The sequence below is a fragment of the Streptomyces sp. NPDC002537 genome, from assembly GCF_053594975.1.
Genome location: NZ_JBSFWT010000035.1, coordinates 58,570 through 74,078 on the forward strand (window position 1 = coordinate 58,570; position 15,509 = coordinate 74,078).

General features: G+C 71.9%; 14 protein-coding genes. 5 read left to right on the forward strand and 9 right to left on the reverse strand.

The annotated features are described in order from the left end of the window. The gene (locus ACWD4A_RS17935; RefSeq protein WP_451194856.1) at positions 1 to 1,044 is read right to left on the reverse strand and encodes a 3-isopropylmalate dehydrogenase; all 1,044 of its coding nucleotides are present in this window, start codon (positions 1,042 to 1,044) and stop codon (positions 1 to 3) included. 130 nt (positions 1,045 to 1,174) lie between these two features. Between ACWD4A_RS17935 and ACWD4A_RS17940 the strand changes: the two genes are divergently transcribed. Next, positions 1,175 to 2,767 carry a purple acid phosphatase family protein gene (locus ACWD4A_RS17940; RefSeq protein ID WP_451194858.1) on the forward strand — a complete coding sequence of 531 codons (1,593 nt, stop codon included), beginning with the start codon at positions 1,175 to 1,177 and terminating at the stop codon, positions 2,765 to 2,767. A 5-nt stretch (positions 2,768 to 2,772) separates the two neighbouring features. Here the strand turns inward: ACWD4A_RS17940 and ACWD4A_RS17945 are convergent, their stop codons facing one another. The 3 genes from ACWD4A_RS17945 to ACWD4A_RS17955 form a co-directional block, all read right to left on the reverse strand. After that, positions 2,773 to 2,907 carry a hypothetical protein gene (locus ACWD4A_RS17945; RefSeq protein WP_451194860.1) on the reverse strand — a complete coding sequence of 45 codons (135 nt, stop codon included), beginning with the start codon at positions 2,905 to 2,907 and terminating at the stop codon, positions 2,773 to 2,775. Positions 2,908 to 3,191: 284 nt separating this feature from the next. Beyond that, on the reverse strand, positions 3,192 to 4,823 hold the full coding sequence (pruA, locus tag ACWD4A_RS17950) for an L-glutamate gamma-semialdehyde dehydrogenase (protein ID WP_451194862.1): 1,632 nt from the start codon (positions 4,821 to 4,823) through the stop codon (positions 3,192 to 3,194). A gap of 33 nt (positions 4,824 to 4,856) precedes the next feature. Further along, on the reverse strand, positions 4,857 to 5,783 hold the full coding sequence (locus ACWD4A_RS17955) for a proline dehydrogenase family protein (protein ID WP_451194864.1): 927 nt from the start codon (positions 5,781 to 5,783) through the stop codon (positions 4,857 to 4,859). Between the two features lie 234 nt (positions 5,784 to 6,017). On the opposite strand from ACWD4A_RS17955, the gene ACWD4A_RS17960 reads away from it, so the two are divergent. Further along, entirely contained in the window at positions 6,018 to 7,256 is a 1,239-nt protein-coding gene (locus ACWD4A_RS17960; protein WP_451194866.1) for a PucR family transcriptional regulator, read from the forward strand. A 25-nt stretch (positions 7,257 to 7,281) separates the two neighbouring features. On the opposite strand, the gene ACWD4A_RS17965 is transcribed toward ACWD4A_RS17960, so the two are convergent. Further along, the gene (locus ACWD4A_RS17965; RefSeq protein ID WP_451194867.1) at positions 7,282 to 7,485 is read right to left on the reverse strand and encodes a ferredoxin; all 204 of its coding nucleotides are present in this window, start codon (positions 7,483 to 7,485) and stop codon (positions 7,282 to 7,284) included. Positions 7,486 to 7,646: 161 nt separating this feature from the next. Next, positions 7,647 to 8,537 carry an NAD(P)-dependent oxidoreductase gene (locus tag ACWD4A_RS17970; protein ID WP_451194869.1) on the reverse strand — a complete coding sequence of 297 codons (891 nt, stop codon included), beginning with the start codon at positions 8,535 to 8,537 and terminating at the stop codon, positions 7,647 to 7,649. Positions 8,538 to 8,625: 88 nt separating this feature from the next. Here ACWD4A_RS17970 and ACWD4A_RS17975 point away from each other — a divergent pair, with 88 nt between their 5' ends. Beyond that, on the forward strand, positions 8,626 to 9,228 hold the full coding sequence (locus ACWD4A_RS17975) for a TetR/AcrR family transcriptional regulator (protein WP_451194871.1): 603 nt from the start codon (positions 8,626 to 8,628) through the stop codon (positions 9,226 to 9,228). 102 nt (positions 9,229 to 9,330) lie between these two features. Here the strand turns inward: ACWD4A_RS17975 and ACWD4A_RS17980 are convergent, their stop codons facing one another. Beyond that, positions 9,331 to 9,963, reverse strand: a complete 633-nt coding sequence (locus ACWD4A_RS17980) for a TetR/AcrR family transcriptional regulator (RefSeq protein WP_451194873.1) — start codon at positions 9,961 to 9,963, stop codon at positions 9,331 to 9,333. Positions 9,964 to 10,085: 122 nt separating this feature from the next. Between ACWD4A_RS17980 and ACWD4A_RS17985 the strand changes: the two genes are divergently transcribed. Continuing rightward, the gene (locus tag ACWD4A_RS17985; RefSeq protein ID WP_451194875.1) at positions 10,086 to 11,612 is read left to right on the forward strand and encodes an MFS transporter; all 1,527 of its coding nucleotides are present in this window, start codon (positions 10,086 to 10,088) and stop codon (positions 11,610 to 11,612) included. A gap of 37 nt (positions 11,613 to 11,649) precedes the next feature. On the opposite strand, the gene ACWD4A_RS17990 is transcribed toward ACWD4A_RS17985, so the two are convergent. After that, the gene (locus tag ACWD4A_RS17990; protein WP_451194877.1) at positions 11,650 to 12,480 is read right to left on the reverse strand and encodes a GntR family transcriptional regulator; all 831 of its coding nucleotides are present in this window, start codon (positions 12,478 to 12,480) and stop codon (positions 11,650 to 11,652) included. A 190-nt stretch (positions 12,481 to 12,670) separates the two neighbouring features. On the opposite strand from ACWD4A_RS17990, the gene ACWD4A_RS17995 reads away from it, so the two are divergent. Further along, the gene (locus ACWD4A_RS17995) at positions 12,671 to 13,504 is read left to right on the forward strand and encodes a hypothetical protein (RefSeq protein WP_451194878.1); all 834 of its coding nucleotides are present in this window, start codon (positions 12,671 to 12,673) and stop codon (positions 13,502 to 13,504) included. A gap of 88 nt (positions 13,505 to 13,592) precedes the next feature. Here the strand turns inward: ACWD4A_RS17995 and serA are convergent, their stop codons facing one another. Beyond that, a complete protein-coding gene (serA, locus tag ACWD4A_RS18000) occupies positions 13,593 to 15,197 on the reverse strand; it encodes a phosphoglycerate dehydrogenase (RefSeq protein ID WP_451194879.1) in 1,605 nt (534 codons plus the stop codon). Positions 15,198 to 15,509: the final 312 nt, after the last annotated feature.

Sequence of the window (15,509 nt, forward strand, 5' to 3'; positions counted from 1 at the left end):
TCAGCCGACGGATACGCGGGCGGCGAGGGCGTCGCCGATCTGGTCCGTCGTGCGGAACGCGGTGCCGCGTGCCGCGAGGTCCTCGCCCACGGCGGCCTCGACGCGGGCGGCCTCCGGCTCGTACCCGAGGTGGCGCAGCAGCAGCGCCACGGAGAGGACGGTGGCCGTGGGGTCGGCCTTGCCGGTGCCCGCGATGTCGGGCGCGGAGCCGTGGACCGGCTCGAACATCGACGGGAATTCGCCACCGGGGTTGATGTTGCCGGAGGCGGCGAGGCCGATGCCACCGGTGACGGCGGCCGCGAGGTCGGTGAGGATGTCGCCGAAGAGGTTGTCGGTGACGATGACGTCGAAGCGCTCGGGCTGGGTGACGAAGAAGATCGTCGCGGCGTCGACGTGCAGGTAGTCGGTGGTGACCTCGGGGTACTCCAGGCCGACGCGGTCGAAGACGCTCTTCCAGAGGTGGCCCGCGTACACGAGGACGTTGTTCTTGTGGACCAGGGTCAGCTTCTTGCGCGGGCGGGACCGGGCGCGCTCGTAGGCGTCGCGCACCACGCGCTCCACGCCGTAGGCGGTGTTGACGCTGACCTCGGTGGCGACCTCGGCGGGGGTGCCGGTGCGCAGGCTGCCGCCGTTGCCGGTGTACGGGCCCTCGGTGCCCTCGCGGACGACGACGAAGTCGATGGCGGGGCGGCCCGCGAGCGGAGTCGCCGTGTGGGGGAAGAGTTTCGACGGACGCAGGTTGACGTAGTGGTCGAAGGCGAACCGCAGCTTGAGCAGCAGCCCGCGCTCCAGTACCCCGGAGGGCACGGACGGGTCGCCGATCGCGCCGAGCAGGATCGCGTCGTGCCGTTTGAGGGAGTCCAGCTCGGCGTCGGGAAGGGTCTCACCGGTGGCGTGCCAGCGCCGGGCACCGAGGTCGTACTCCTCGGTCTCCAGCTTCACGTCAGGGGGGAGCACCGCGCCGAGGACCTTGAGGCCCTGGGCCACGACTTCCCGGCCGATGCCGTCACCGGGGATCACTGCGAGGCGAATGCTGCGAGACATGACGGGACCGTACTCCGCCGTCCCGCTGGATGACACACTCCGTCCACCATGCGGACACATTGCGATTCGTATAGGTCGCGTTCATGCAAAGTCCGCACTCCGGTCGTCCATCCCTGGCACGTTCTGCGCCATGGACACACCACGCGTAGGCATCCCCCAACAGCTCGCGAGCCGGATGACGATGGCCGAGCAGCACGAGTATCTGCGGACCAGGCTGACGCGGCGCGGCATGCTCCGCGCCGGCGCCGTCACGGCGGGCACCGTGGCGGGCGCGGGTCTGCTGGGCGGCGGCGTCACCAGCGCGTACGCAGCGCCCTCGGTCGCCTCCCCCACCCTGCTCACCTCCGCCGCGACCACCGGAGTGGACGGCAGGCACGTCGCGCCGTTCGGCCGCCACCTCGCCTTCGGCGCCGACCCGAAGACGCAGATGCGGATCTCCTGGCAGGTACCGTTCGCGGTCAAGCGGCCGTTCGTACGGGTGGGCCTGAAGCCCTGGGACCTCAGCCACCGGATCGACGCGGAGGTGCGCACCCTGCACACCCCGGCGCTGTCCAAGAAGCTCCCGGCCGTCGACCAGGTCTATCTGCACGTGGCCCTGGACAGACTGCAGCCCGGCCGGACGTACTACTACGGCGTCGGCCACGACGGCTTCGACCCGGCGGACGCCCGCAACCTGCCCACCATAGGGACGTTCAGCACGGCCCCGGCGCGCGCGGAGAAGTTCACCTTCACCGCCTTCGGCGACCAGGGCGTCAGCTACCACGCCCTCGCCAACGACCAGTTGATCCTCGGCCAGAACCCCGCCTTCCATCTGCACGCGGGTGACATCTGCTACGCCGACAACAGCGGCGAGGGCAAGCCGGACGACGTCTACGACGCCCGCGCCTGGGACCAGTTCCTCGCCCAGACCGAGTCGGTGGCCAAGAGCGTGCCGTGGATGGTGACCACCGGCAACCACGACATGGAGGCCTGGTACTCCCCCAACGGCTACGGCGGCCAGAGCGCCCGCTGGTCGCTGCCCGCCAACGGCTTCGACACCAAGCACGCGCCGGGCGTCTACTCCTTCACGTACGGCAATGTGGGCGTCGTCGCGCTGGACGCCAACGACGTCTCGTACGAGATCACCGCCAACACCGGCTACAGCGGCGGCAAGCAGACCGCGTGGCTGGACCGGCGCCTGGGCGAGCTGCGCGGGCAGCGGGGCATCGACTTCGTGGTGGTCTTCTTCCACCACTGCACCTTCTCGACGACCAACTCCCACGCCTCGGACGGCGGGGTGCGCGACACCTGGCTGCCGCTCTTCGAGAAGCACAAGGTGGACCTGGTCATCAACGGCCACAACCACGTCTACGAGCGCACCGACGCCATCAAGGGACAGCGTGTCTCCAAGAAGGTGCCGATCGGCGGGACCGTCGACTCCTCGCGCGAGGGCATCGTCTATGTGACGGCCGGCGCGGCCGGGAAGTCGCTGTACGACTTCCCGGCGCCCGACAGCTACGAGGGCCACGTCAAGGACGTCGAGAGCGTCTCCACCTTCCACTGGGTGAAGGGCGGCGGGAAGCACAAGGAGCAGGTGGAGTGGTCGCGGGTGCGCTACACCGACTACTCCTTCCTCGCCGTCGAGGCGGAGCCCGGCCGTCACCCGCGGCTGCGGGTGACGGCGCTGGCGGAGACCGGTGAGCGCATCGACCACTTCGTTGTGGAGCGCCCGGGTCGTCAGTGACCGGGTCAGTGACCGGTCGCGCCGCCGTTGTCACGACGGTCCAGCGCACGCTGGAGGGCAGCGGCGGCGTTCGCCCGGTCGGAGTCGCGCGCGTCGGAATGGGGGGTGCGGCGGGTCCTGCGGACAGCGGTGTCGGCCATGAGTCACGTCTCCTCTGCGTAAGCCCCGAGAAGGATTCGAAGAAGCCGGGAACACGGGCGGGGGCCGGGTGCGACAGGGATCACCTGCGCGGACGCACCGGGCCGCGGCCGCCATCGCTCGATGGAGCGGGACGATCGGCTGTTCCCACGCTAAGCCCGTGGCGCTTCGTTGTCTCCACCATTAGTCGGACGTCCTAGCATCTGAGACGGCGCATCGGTGATACGACACCGCCCCCGGCCGGCTGGGGGGCCGGTCGGGGGCGGAGCTCACCGCTGGGCGGGGATCAGCCCATGTGCGGGTAGCGGTAGTCGGTCGGCGGGACCAGCGTCTCCTTGATGGAGCGCGAGGAGATCCAGCGCGTCAGGTTGGACGCGGCACCGGCCTTGTCGTTGGTGCCGGAGGCGCGGCCGCCGCCGAACGGCTGCTGGCCGACGACGGCGCCCGTCGACTTGTCGTTGATGTAGAAGTTGCCCGCGGCGAAGCGGAGCTTGGCCATGGCGTCGGCGGCCGCGGCGCGGTCCTGCGCGATGACCGCGCCGGTCAGCGCGTACGCCGAGACGGACTCCATCTGCTGGAGCATCGCGTCGAAGTCGCCGTCCTCGTAGACGTGCACGGCGAGGATCGGGCCGAAGTACTCGGTCGTGAAGACCTCGTTGGCCGGGTCGGTGCACTCGATGACGGTCGGGCGGACGAAGTAGCCGACCGAGTCGTCGTACGTGCCGCCGGCGACGATCGTGCAGGACGGGTCGGCCTTGGCGCGGTCGATCGCGGCCTTGTTCTTGGCGAAGGCACGGTCGTCGATGACGGCGCCGATGAAGTGCGACAGGTCGGTGACGTCACCCATGGTGATGCCGTCGACCTCGGCTGCGAACTCCTCCTTGAAGCCGTCCTCCCAGATGGAACGCGGGATGTAGGCGCGGGAGGAGGCCGAGCACTTCTGGCCCTGGAACTCGAAGGAGCCGCGGGTCAGCGCGGTCTTCAGGATGCCGCGGTCGGCGCTCGGGTGGGCGACGACGAAGTCCTTGCCGCCGGTCTCGCCGACCAGGCGCGGGTAGGAGCGGTACTTCTCGATGTTGGTGCCGACCGTCTTCCACAGGTACTGGAAGGTCTTGGTGGAACCGGTGAAGTGGATGCCCGCCAGCTCGGGGTGGTTCAGGGCCACCTCGGAGACGGCGATGCCGTCGCCGGTCACCAGGTTGATGACGCCCTTGGGCAGGCCCGCCTCCTCCAGCAGCTGCATCAGCAGCACGGCGGAGTGGGTCTGGGTCGGGGACGGCTTCCAGACGACGACGTTGCCCATGAGCGCGGGCGCGGTCGGCAGGTTGCCCGCGATGGCCGTGAAGTTGAACGGCGTGATCGCGTAGACGAAGCCCTCCAGCGGGCGGTGGTCGCTGCGGTTCCACACGCCGGCGGAGTTGGCGACCGGCTGCTCGGCGAGGATCTGGCGCGCGAAGTGCACGTTGAAGCGCCAGAAGTCGACGAGCTCGCAGGGGGTGTCGATCTCCGCCTGCTGGGCGGTCTTGGACTGGCCCAGCATGGTGGAGGCGGCCAGCGTCTCGCGCCAGGGGCCGGCCAGCAGCTCGGCGGCGCGCAGGATGATCGCGGCGCGGTCGTCGAAGGACATCGCGCGCCAGGCCGGGGCCGCGGCGAGCGCGGCATCGACGGCGTCCTGCGCGTCCTGCCGGGTGGCGTTGTGGAACGTGCCGAGGACGGCGGCGTGGTTGTGCGGCTGGACCACGTCGAAGGGCTCGCCACCGCCCATCCGCTTCTCACCGTTGATCGTCATCGGCAGGTCGATCGGGTTGTCGGCCAGCTCCTTGAGCTTGGCCTCCAGCCGGGCGCGCTCGGCGGAACCGGGGGCGTAGCTGTGCACCGGCTCGTTGACCGGGGCGGGGACCTGGGTCACAGCATCCATGGTCGTAATCTCCTTCGATCAGGGGTCGGATATTCAGCCGCGCGTCGCGAGCGAGCGCAGGAAGAAGGTCAGGTTGGCGGGGCGCTCCGCGAGGCGTCGCATGAAGTAGCCGTACCAGTCGGTGCCGTACGGGATGTACACGCGCATCCGGTGGCCGTCCGCCACGAGCCGCTCCTGCTCCGCCTCGCGGATGCCGTAGAGCATCTGGAACTCGTACTCGTCCAGCTTGCGCCCGTGGCGGCGGCCGAGCTCCTGCGCGATGGCGACCATGCGCGGGTCGTGGGAGCCGATCATCGGGTAGCCCTCGCCCGCCATCAGGATCTTCAGGCAGCGGACGTAGGCCAGGTCGACCTCGCGCTTGTCCTGGTAGGCGACGGAGGCGGGCTCCTTGTAGGCGCCCTTCACCAGGCGCACCCGGGAGCCCTCCCCGGCGAGCGCGTGGCAGTCGTCCTCGGTGCGGAAGAGGTAGGACTGCAGGACGGCGCCCGTCTGCGGGAACTTCTTGCGCAGCTCGGCGAGGATCGCCAGCGTGGAGTCGACCGTGGTGTGGTCCTCCATGTCCAGCGTCACCGTGGTGCCGGCCTCGGCGGCGGCCTCGACGACCGGGGTGACGTTGGCGAGCGCCAGGTCGTGGCCGCCGGCCAGCGCCTGCCCGAAGGCGGACAGCTTCACGGACATCTCGGCGCGGGTGCCCAGGCCCTGCTCCTTGAGGGCCTCGGCGAGGGCGAGGTAGGCATCGCGGGTGCGGAGGGCCTCCGCGGGGTCGGTGATGTCCTCACCGAGGTGGTCGAGGGTGACCTCCAGACCGCGCTGGTTCAGGGACCGTACGGCGGCCATGGACTCGTCGAGGCGCTCGCCCGCGACGAAGCGGTCCACGACGGGGCGGGTGACCGGAGCGGCCGAGACGATACGGCGGATGGCATCGCTGCGGGACGCGGCGAGCAGCACAGGACCCAGCACTGGGCACCTCCACGATGACGGCCGGTCCCACGCGGGGAGGCGGCAGAAGTAACTCATCGTGAAAACTAGAGATCAGGGCGGGTCACGGCCATCGACAGCTGTCACGCATCCGTGGCCCGGATCTCAGACATATGTATGAGAATAGTGACCGGCACATGAATCCGGGGATCGAATTCGGGCCATAACGGGCTCGGCCGGGCTTTCCACGGGGGCCGGAAGGGAGCGCGGCGGCGCATGCGCGGCGACTATCAGCAGCTCGTGGACGAGATATCGGCCGCGCTCGGCGCGGCCGCGACGCTGGAGGACCGGGATTTCGGGCTGATCGCCTTCGGCGCCCATGAGAGTGACGACGACGTCGAGCTGACGATGGACCCGGTGCGGACGCGGTCGATCCTCCAGCGGCGGTCGACGGCAGCAGTGCGGGCGTGGTTCGAGGCGTTCGGGATCGCGCGGGCGCAGGCGCCGCTGCGGATTCCGCCGGACCCGGCGGCGGGGGTGTTCAAGGGCCGTATCTGTCTGCCCGTGCGGCACCGGGGTGTGGTGCTGGGCTATGTCTGGCTGCTGGACGACGAGCACCTGGCGGGGCTGGACCTCGCCGAGCCGTTCGCGGACCCGCGGCTCGCCCAGGCGATGGAGACGGCCGCCCGGATCGGGGCGCTGCTGGCCGCCGAGGCGCGGGCGGGCGCGGAGCTGGGCGAGCTGTTGCGTGAGCTGCTGGCCGGCAGGCCGGCGGGGCGGGACGCGGCGCGGGCCGCGCTGCGGGAGGCGCTGGGCCAGGCGGCGGACGGGCCGCTGGCGCTGGTCGCGGTGGCGCCGTGGCGGATCGTGGGCGACACCGACGGCGAGGCGGAGGGGGCGGCGGCGGACGGTGCGGGGGCGGCGCTGGCCGGGCAGTCGGGGGTGGCGGCGCTGTGCGCGGTGCCGGACGCGCTGCCGGACGGCTCGGCGGCCCTGGCCGCGCTGATCCGGCTGCGGGCCACGGCCTCGCCCGCGCCCGCGCTCACGGCCGCCGACCGGCTGCTGCGGTCGCCGCGGGCGGGCGGCCCGGCCGTACGGGGCGGGCGGGCGACCGCCGGGCTCGGCACCCCGCGGCGGGGGCTCGCGGAGCTGCCCGAGGCGTGGCGCGAGGCGCTGGCCGCCGCGCGGGCGGCCGGTGCGGAGGCCCGGCTGGGGCCGGTGGCGGAGTGGTCGGGGATCGGCCCGTACCGCGTCCTGGCCGCGCTGCCCGCGCGGGCCGCGGCGGATCCGTCGGTCCTCCCGCTGCTGGCCCCCGCCCACACGGAACTGGCCCGCACCGCCGAGGTGTTCCTCGACTGCGCGGGCCAGGCGGGCCGTACGGCCGCGGCGCTGGGCATCCACCGCCAGACGCTCTACTACCGCCTGTCGCGGGTGGAGCAGCTCACGGGGCTGGACCTGGACGACGGCGAGGGCCGCCTCCTGCTGCACATGGCGCTGAAGGCGGACCGGCTGTAGGGCCGTCGCGGGGCCGCGGAGCGGGTCAGTCCTCCTCGACGATGATCGCCTGCGACGGGCAGGCCCGCGCCGCCTCGTGTACGCGCGGGTCGCCCCCGCCGTCCTCCCTGCCGGGGGCGACGGTGCCGAAGCCGTCCTCGTCCTCGGCGAAGACACCGGGAGCGGTGAGGACGCACTGGCCGGCGCCGATGCACAGGTCGGAGTCGATGCTGACACGGGTGATGCTCATGGGGGCTTCCGTTCTCTGGTCACCGGGTGACGGGCAAGGGAAGCGGACTGGGCCCCGCCGTCGGCTGCGCGTGGTCCGGCCGCGTTCCGTACAACGACATTCCGCATAACGACGGAATACGCCGCATCGGCACGCGTTCGGGACGGACGCCCCCGGCCCGGTCACGCCGGGCGCTTCCGGAAGGTCTCGATCAGGCTGGTGAAGCTGTCGCCCGCGTGCCCCTGCGCCAGGCCGCGCCGGAAGATCTCCAGGACCGCGGCGGGCAGTGAGCCGTCGACGCCCGAGTCCTCGGTGGTGTGCACGACGTGCTCGACACTGGCGGTGCCCATGGCGAGTCTGTCGACGTCGCCGTCGTGCCGTCCGGCGTCGATCCGCGGGGCGTAGAACGCGAGGAAGCCCGGGATCGAGGCCACCGTCGAGGTGGCGTACGGCAGGAAGCGCTCCGCCGGGATGCCGTTGGCCTCGGCGACGGTGACCGCGTGCAGGTAGCCGGTCATGGTGGTCCAGAAGACGTCCATCTGGAGCTGGTAGTACAGCGCGGCCAGGCCCGGGTCCGCGCCGCGGTAGTCCGTGCCGGTGAGCACCTTCAGGGTGTCCTCGTACGCCGCGAAGGCGTCCTCGGGGCCGCTGTAGAAGGTGGCGGACTCCGGTGAGCCGATGCCCGACGGCGGCACCTGGACCCCGCCGGTGAGGTGCCGGGCGCCGTGCCCGGCGGCCCACTCGGCCGCCTCGCGGGCGCGCGCCGGGGTGTCGGAGCTGAGATTGACGAGGACCCGGCCGGCCAGTGCGGCGGTGGCGGGTCCGAGGATCGCGTACATCGCGTCGTAGTCGGTCAGGCTGAGGACCACCAGTTCGTTGGCGGCCAGCGCCTCCTCGACCGTGGCCGCCCGCTCGGCGCCCTTGGCGACGAGGGCGTCCGCCTTGGCGGCGGTGCGGTTCCAGACGGTCACGCGGTGCCCTGCGGCCAGGAACGCCTCGACCATCGCCGTGCCCATGGGGCCGAGACCGATGACGGTGACGGCCTGCTTGTCCGGAAGAGCCTGAAAAGACAAGGGAATTCCCCCCTCTAGAACGAACGCTCTATCTAGAGAGGAACCTAGCACGCTCTGGAACGAACGCTCTATTGGATATCCTTCGAGGGTGAAGACCACTACGCAGGCGGGCGCGGACGCCGCCGCGCTCGGTACGCGCGAACGGATCGTCCGGGCCGCGTCACGGCTGATGCAGCGTCAGGGATACGAGGGGACCGGGATCAAGCAGATCTCCCGGGAGGCGGAGGCCACGCTCGGCTCGGTCTACCACTTCTTCCCGGGCGGCAAGCAGGAGTTGGCGGCGGAGGCGATCCGCCACGGCGACCGGGAGTTCGCGGATGTGCTGCGGGCCGTGCTCGACGGCGAGGAGGACCCGGCGGAGGCGGTGGCCGCCACCGCCCGCGCGGTCGCCGAGGAGCTGCGGGCCTCGGACTGGATCGACGGCTGCCCGGTGACGGCGACGAGCCTGGGCACGGCCGGGCGCGCCCCCGACATCCAGCGGGCGGCGGCGGAGGCGTTCGAGCGCTGGCGGGGGCTGGTGTCCGACCGGCTCCGCCGCTCCGGGATCGGCGAGGAGGACGCGTACGAGCTCGCGCACACGGTGATCCACACGCTGGAGGGGGCGGAGCTAGCGGCCCAGGTCGCGCGGAGCGAGGAGCCGCTGCTCATCGCGGGGCGGCACCTGGCCCGGCTGGTCGATTCCTACCGATGACCGACGACCGACAGCCGACAGCCGGCCGGGCCCGGCCCATGTGCGGGTAACAGGGCCCTGAACAGCGGCAGTTGAGCGGCGCCGCCGGACATCGGGGCGCCGTCAGGCGGTGCCGTGCGGGTGCCGCTCCACGTCGGCGGGGGACACGGACGGGCCGAAGACCTCCCCGGCCAGCGCCCGGCGCATGCCCTCGACCAGTTCGGCGCCCGTCGGCGCGGACTTGGCGTCGACGACCCACTGGACCCACATGCCGATGAACAGGGCGTGGTAGAAGGAGCCCGCGGTGCGCGTCGCGTCGTCGTTCACATAGCAGTCCTCGACGCCCTCGAAGACCGCGACCATGCCCTCGCGGCCCTCGGGGAACACGCCGGCGAACCACCCCTTCAGCTCGGGGTTGCTCCCCAACTGGCCGACCACCTCCAGCTGGACCTCCCAGAACTTCCGGTTCTCCTCGAACCCCGCGGTCAGCGTGTCCAGTTTGGCCGCGAGGAGCTCCGCCCTGGAGGCACCCTCCGGGGCACCCACGGCCAGGGCCCGGCTCATCTGGTCGCCCCACTCCTCGGTCATCTTCATGAACGCCGCCATCATCAGCGCGTCCTTCGAGCCGTAGTGGTAGCCGATGGAGGCGAGGTTGGCGCCGGAGGCGGAGACGATGTCGCGCGCGGTGGTGCGCACCCACCCCTTCTCCAGCAGGCACGCCTTCGCGCCGTCGAGCAGATCTTCGCGATGTCCCATGTCAGCAGCCTAACTCGGCCCCATACGCGCGTACTAGACACGCGTCCCATACAGCCGTCTCATACAGACGTCTTATACAAGCGTTCTAGACAAGCGTTTAAGACGCTCGTATATTCCTCGGCATGACGAACCCCAGCACCCGTGCCGGGCGCAAGGAGTGGACGGCCTTCGTCGTCCTCCTGCTGCCTCTCCTCCTGGTCTCGATGGACGTGTCCGTCCTGTTCTTCGCCATCCCCGCCATCAGCGAGCAGCTCGCGCCGAGCGCCACCCAGCAGCTGTGGATCTTCGACGCGTACGCGTTCGCCCTCGCCGGGCTGCTGATCACCATGGGGTCGCTCGGCGACCGGATCGGCCGCCGCAAGCTGCTGCTGTTCGGGGCGGTGGCGTTCGGTGCCGCCTCGGTGGCCGCCGCCTACGCGCGGAACCCCGAGACGCTCATCGCGGCGCGGGCCGTGCTCGGCATCGGCGGTGCCACCCTGATGCCGAGCACCATGGCGCTGGTGCGCACGATGTTCCGGGACCCCGCCCAGCGCACCAAGGCGATCGGCATCTGGTCCGGGGCCATGGCCGGCGGCATCGCGCTCGGTTCCGTGCTGGGCGGGCTGCTGCTCGACCACTTCTGGTGGGGCTCGGTCTTCCTGGTGAACGTGCCCGCGATGGTGCTGCTCCTGGTCCTCGCCCCGCTGCTCGTCCCGGAGTCCAAGGACCCCGCGCCCGGCCGGTTCGACCTGCTCGGCGTGCCGCTGTCGATGGGCGCCGTGCTCCCGGTGATCTACGGGCTCAAGGAGATCGCCGCCGAGGGGTTCACCGTGTCCAGGGTGCTGTGCGTGGCCGCGGGCCTGGCGATCGGCGCGGTCTTCGTCCGCCGCCAGCGGACCCGGCGGGACGCGATGATCAGCCGTGAGCTGTTCCGGCACCGCGCGTTCGGCGCGGGCATAGGGATCAACACGGTCGCGGCGTTCGGGATGATGGGCTCCGCCTACTTCACCACGCAGTACCTCCAGTCCGTCCTCGGCAAGAGCCCGCTGGAGGCCGCGCTGTGGGGCACCGTCCCGTCGCTCGCGGTGGGGGCCGCCGCGCCGCTCGCCACCGTGGCGGGCCAGCGGTTCGCCACGTCCCGTGTCATCGCCGCCGGCTTCGTGATCGCCGCCGCCGGCTACGCCCTGCTCGGATTCTGCGGCACGGACTCACTGGTGCTCACCCTCGCCGGGTCGGCGGTCGTCGGCTGCGGCATCGTCACGGTGATGGCCCTGGTCTCGGACATGGCGCTCGGCACCGCCCCGCCGGAGAAGGCGGGCAGCGCGGCCGCCCTGCTGGAGACGGGCCAGGAGTTCGGCGGGGCGCTCGGCATGGCGCTCTTCGGCAGCGTCGGCGTGGCCGTCTACCGCCGCGACGTCACCGGCTCGCTCTCCGGCGAACTGCCGCACGGCGCGCTGGCGTCGGCGCGCGAGACGCTCGGCGGCGCGGCGGCCGTCGCGGCCCGGCTGCCGGAACGGGCCGGGCACTCCGTCCTGGCCGCGGCACGCGAGGCGTTCACGCACGGCATGAACATCGCCGCGGTCGGCGGCACGGCGGTCCTGCTGCTCGCGGCCGCCCTGACGGTGACGGCACTGCGGGCCGGGCGGACGGACGGGCCCGCGCCCGAGTGACGGCGCGGCGGCATGCGCGGCCGGGACGTCCGCGCCGTCACGGCCCGTCGATGTACGTGCCCATCCCGTCCAGCAGTCGCAGCAGCCCGAACTCGAACAGCGCGTCCAGGGCCGGGCCGTCGTCCCGGCCCTGACCCCGGTTCAGGGCGACACCCCGGACATAGCCCGCCAGTGTGCCGACGATGTGCAGCACGGCGCGCGGGTGCAGGCCCAGCCGGACGAGCGGGGCCACCGCCCACTCCACATGGGCCAGCGCGTGCGGGGTGAGCGGTGGCCGGGTGAGCGAGGCGGTACCGGCGAGCCAGGGGTGACGGCGGTAGAGCACCCATTGGAGGCGCGCGGCCGTCTCCAGGCGCCCCCGCCAGTCGGTGGGCGCGTCGTCCGGCGGCCGCTCCTCGCCGAAGGCCGCGTCCGCCATCAGGCCGACCAGCTCGCCCTTGCCGGGCACACAGCGGTACAACGCCATGGTGGCGACGCCGAGTTCGGCCGCGATGGCCCGCATGGACGGGGCCGCGGCGCCGTCGGCGTCGGCGATCGCGACGGCGGTGCGCACGACGCGCTCCCGGGTGAGCACGGCGGGCCCGCCCTCCCGCGCCCTCCCCCGCCGGGGCGCCGCGGGGGCCCCGGGAACCCCGGGCGCCGCCACCACGGTGCCCACACCGGGCACGGCCCGTACGAGCCCTTCCCGCCGGAGCACCGCCAGGACCTTGGTGGCGGTGGCCGTCGCGACGCCCCACTCCTGGGTGATCTGCCGCGTGGACGGCACCTTCCCGCCCGCGCGGAGCTCACCGGAGGAGATGCGGTCGCGGAGCTCGGCGGCGATCCGTAAGTAGGGGGCCGGGCTCGGCGGCCGTCGCGGTGCGCCCATGCGGGAAAGCGTGAACTCCGGGCCGGACGACCGCAAGTGGCCCGCGGCGTTCGTCGATCATGCGGGGGCCCGGAAGGATCGCGGGTCAAACCCGGGCATCAAGGCCGCATAAGGGTCGCGTACGCTTTCCAGGTTGTTAAAAACGAGGCAAAGGACATCAAAAGCCGTGAAGGCGATCCGGAAAAGCGTCATGGCGGCCACGGGGGCCGCTCTCGTCCTGAGTCTGGCCGCGTGCGGTGGCGGCGGCCAGGGCTCCGGGAGCGACGGCGGGAAGAACAAGGACGGCGCAAAGGGCAACGTGGCCAAGGCGGATACGCGGGACCCCCGCACCGTGCTGAAGGCCGCCGCGCTGAAGACCGCGCAGCAGAACTCGTACTTGACGAAGAACACGACCAGGACCGAGAAGGGCGAGATCCGGGCCGAGGTCTCCTTCTCGCGGAAGCCCGAACTCCAGCGGAAGAAGCTGTGGGGGCCGCCGAACGAGAACCCCAAGCTGGACAGCTTCAACGACATGATCAGCGACGACAAGGCGATCTACACCAAGAACGCCGGTCTCGCCGGGGGCAAGTGGCTCAAGTCCGACAGCAAGCCGGAGGACGGGCAGGAGAAGCGCGCCGAGGGTTATCTCCCGCTGCTGCTCGGCGCGCTCGCCACGGCCAAGGACCTCACGAAGGTCGGCGACGAGACCGTCGGCGGCCGGGCCACGAGCCACGTCAAGGGCTCCGTCGTGATCTCCGAGCTCGCGCAGTACAAGGGCGACGCGGTGGAGGGATGGCTCCGCGACCTCTATGTGAAGGGCAAGGAAGGGGTCGACAAGGCCGACATCGACCTCTGGATCGGCGCGGACGACCTCGTCGTCAAGGCCCAGGAGCACGGCAAGGGCACCAAGGAGCACACCACGACCGAGGAGTACTCGGACTACGGCGCCGACCCGAGGATCACGGTGCCGTCGGGCGACGACGTCATCACCTTCGACGAGTTCCTGCGGGACGCCGCGAACCAGGGCGCCGGCCGCAAGGGCTGACCCGGCACAAGGCCCCGGCCGCACCTCGGGGGTGCGGCCGGGGCCCGCGTGCGCGCCGCCGGTCCGTAGGTCCCGGTCCGCCGGTCCGTCAGGTCGTCAGGTCGACCGCGCGGGCGAACGCCGCGCCGATCTCCGTCGCGATCTCCCCGAGGACCGGGGCCGGGATCGACTCGTCGACGGTGAGGGCGACCAGCGCCTCGCCGCCCTCCGTCGCACGGGACACCTGCATCCCGGCGATGTTGATGCCCGCCTCGCCGAGGATGCGGCCGACCGTGCCGACGACGCCGGGCCGGTCGTCGTAGCGGAGGAACGCCATGTGCTCGGCGAGCGCCAGGTCCACGTCGTGCTCACCGACCGCGACGATCTTCTGCAGGTGCTTGGGGCCCGCGAGCGTGCCGGAGATGGCGACCTCGTCCCCGCCCGACAGCGTGCCGCGCACAGTCACCACATTGCGGTGCTCGGCCGACTCCGAGCTGGTGGTCAGCCGGACCTCGACGCCCCGCTCCTGCGCGAACAGGGGGGCGTTGACGTACGACACCGTCTCGTCGACGACATCCTCGAACACGCCCTTGAGCGCGGAGAGTTCGAGCACCTTCACATCGTGCTGGGTGAGCTCGCCGCACACCTCGACGTCGAGCCGGACCGCGACCTCGCCCGCCAGCGCGGTGAAGATGCGCCCGAGCTTCTCGGCGAGCGGCAGACCCGGCTTGACGTCCTCGGCGATGACCCCGCCCTGGACGTTGACCGCGTCCGGCACCAGCTCGCCGGCGAGCGCGAGGCGCACCGACTTCGCGACCGCGATGCCCGCCTTCTCCTGCGCCTCGCCCGTGGAGGCGCCCAGGTGCGGGGTGGCGACCACGTTGTCGAACTCGAACAACGGCGAGTCGGTGCACGGCTCCTGGGCGTAGACGTCCAGGCCCGCGGCGGCGACCCGGCCCTCCTTCAGGGCGCTGGCCAGGGCCGCCTCGTCGACGATGCCGCCGCGCGCGGCGTTGACGATCCGCACCGACGGCTTGACCTTGCGGAGCGCCTCGTCGCCGATGAGCCCGAGCGTCTCGGGGGTCTTCGGGAGGTGGACGGTGATGAAGTCCGCGGTCTCCAGCAGCTCGTCGAGCGTCAGCAGCTTGACGCCCATCTGCGCGGCCCGCGCGGGCTGTACGTAGGGGTCGTACGCGACGATCTTCATGCCGAACGCGGACATGCGCTGGGCGACGAGCACACCGATCCGGCCGAGGCCGACGACGCCGAGCGTCTTCTCGGACAGCTCGACACCGGTGTACTTCGAGCGCTTCCACTCGCCGTTCTTCAGCGCCGCGTCGGCCTGCGGGATGTTGCGGGCGGTGGCGATCAGCAGGCCGCACGCGAGCTCCGCGGCCGTGACGATGTTGGACGTCGGGGCGTTGACGACCATCACGCCCGCCTTGGTGGCGGCCGCGACATCGACGTTGTCCAGACCGACGCCGGCCCGTGCGACGACCCGCAGCCGCTTCGCGGCCGCGATCGCCTCGGCGTCGATCTTCGTCGCGCTGCGCACGAGGACGGCGTCCACGTCGACGACGGCGGGCAGCAGCGCGGCGCGGTCCGCGCCGTCGCAGTGCCGGATCTCGAAGTCCGGACCCAAGGCGTCGACAGTCGCGGGCGAGAGCTCTTCGGCGATGAGTACGACGGGTTTACGGGGCGGGGCAGTGCTCACGTGGTCCTCACTAGTCCTTTGAGGGACGGCCGTCCCGACGGCCGCAGGCGGTGAAGGGCAGCCGCGTGTGACGCACGACGCTGTGAGCCCGGGCGCGGTGTTGCTCCGCAGTGTATCGGTGGATGCCGCGGCCTCCGGCGGCTCTGCGGAACCCGCCTGGCGGCGGCCGCGACCCGGTCTCCGGCCTGCTCCGACTCCGGCCGCGGTCCGGTTCGCCGCCTGCGGCGGGGGCGGCCTGCGGCCGCGTCCTCAATCGCCGGACGGGCTGGATTGTGCGGGCGTAGTCCGTAGCCTGCGGGCCGCAGGCCAACG

Coding starts and splice junctions, on each gene's coding strand:
- ACWD4A_RS17935 (WP_451194856.1), bottom strand. CDS start 1,044: ATGTCTCGCAGCATTCGCCTCGCAGTGATCCCCGGTGACGGCATCGGC.
- ACWD4A_RS17940 (WP_451194858.1), top strand. CDS start 1,175: ATGGACACACCACGCGTAGGCATCCCCCAACAGCTCGCGAGCCGGATG.
- ACWD4A_RS17945 (WP_451194860.1), bottom strand. CDS start 2,907: ATGGCCGACACCGCTGTCCGCAGGACCCGCCGCACCCCCCATTCCGAC.
- pruA (WP_451194862.1), bottom strand. CDS start 4,823: ATGGATGCTGTGACCCAGGTCCCCGCCCCGGTCAACGAGCCGGTGCAC.
- ACWD4A_RS17960 (WP_451194866.1), top strand. CDS start 6,018: ATGCGCGGCGACTATCAGCAGCTCGTGGACGAGATATCGGCCGCGCTC.
- ACWD4A_RS17965 (WP_451194867.1), bottom strand. CDS start 7,485: ATGAGCATCACCCGTGTCAGCATCGACTCCGACCTGTGCATCGGCGCC.
- ACWD4A_RS17980 (WP_451194873.1), bottom strand. CDS start 9,963: ATGGGACATCGCGAAGATCTGCTCGACGGCGCGAAGGCGTGCCTGCTG.
- ACWD4A_RS17985 (WP_451194875.1), top strand. CDS start 10,086: ATGACGAACCCCAGCACCCGTGCCGGGCGCAAGGAGTGGACGGCCTTC.
- ACWD4A_RS17990 (WP_451194877.1), bottom strand. CDS start 12,480: ATGGGCGCACCGCGACGGCCGCCGAGCCCGGCCCCCTACTTACGGATC.
- ACWD4A_RS17995 (WP_451194878.1), top strand. CDS start 12,671: ATGGCGGCCACGGGGGCCGCTCTCGTCCTGAGTCTGGCCGCGTGCGGT.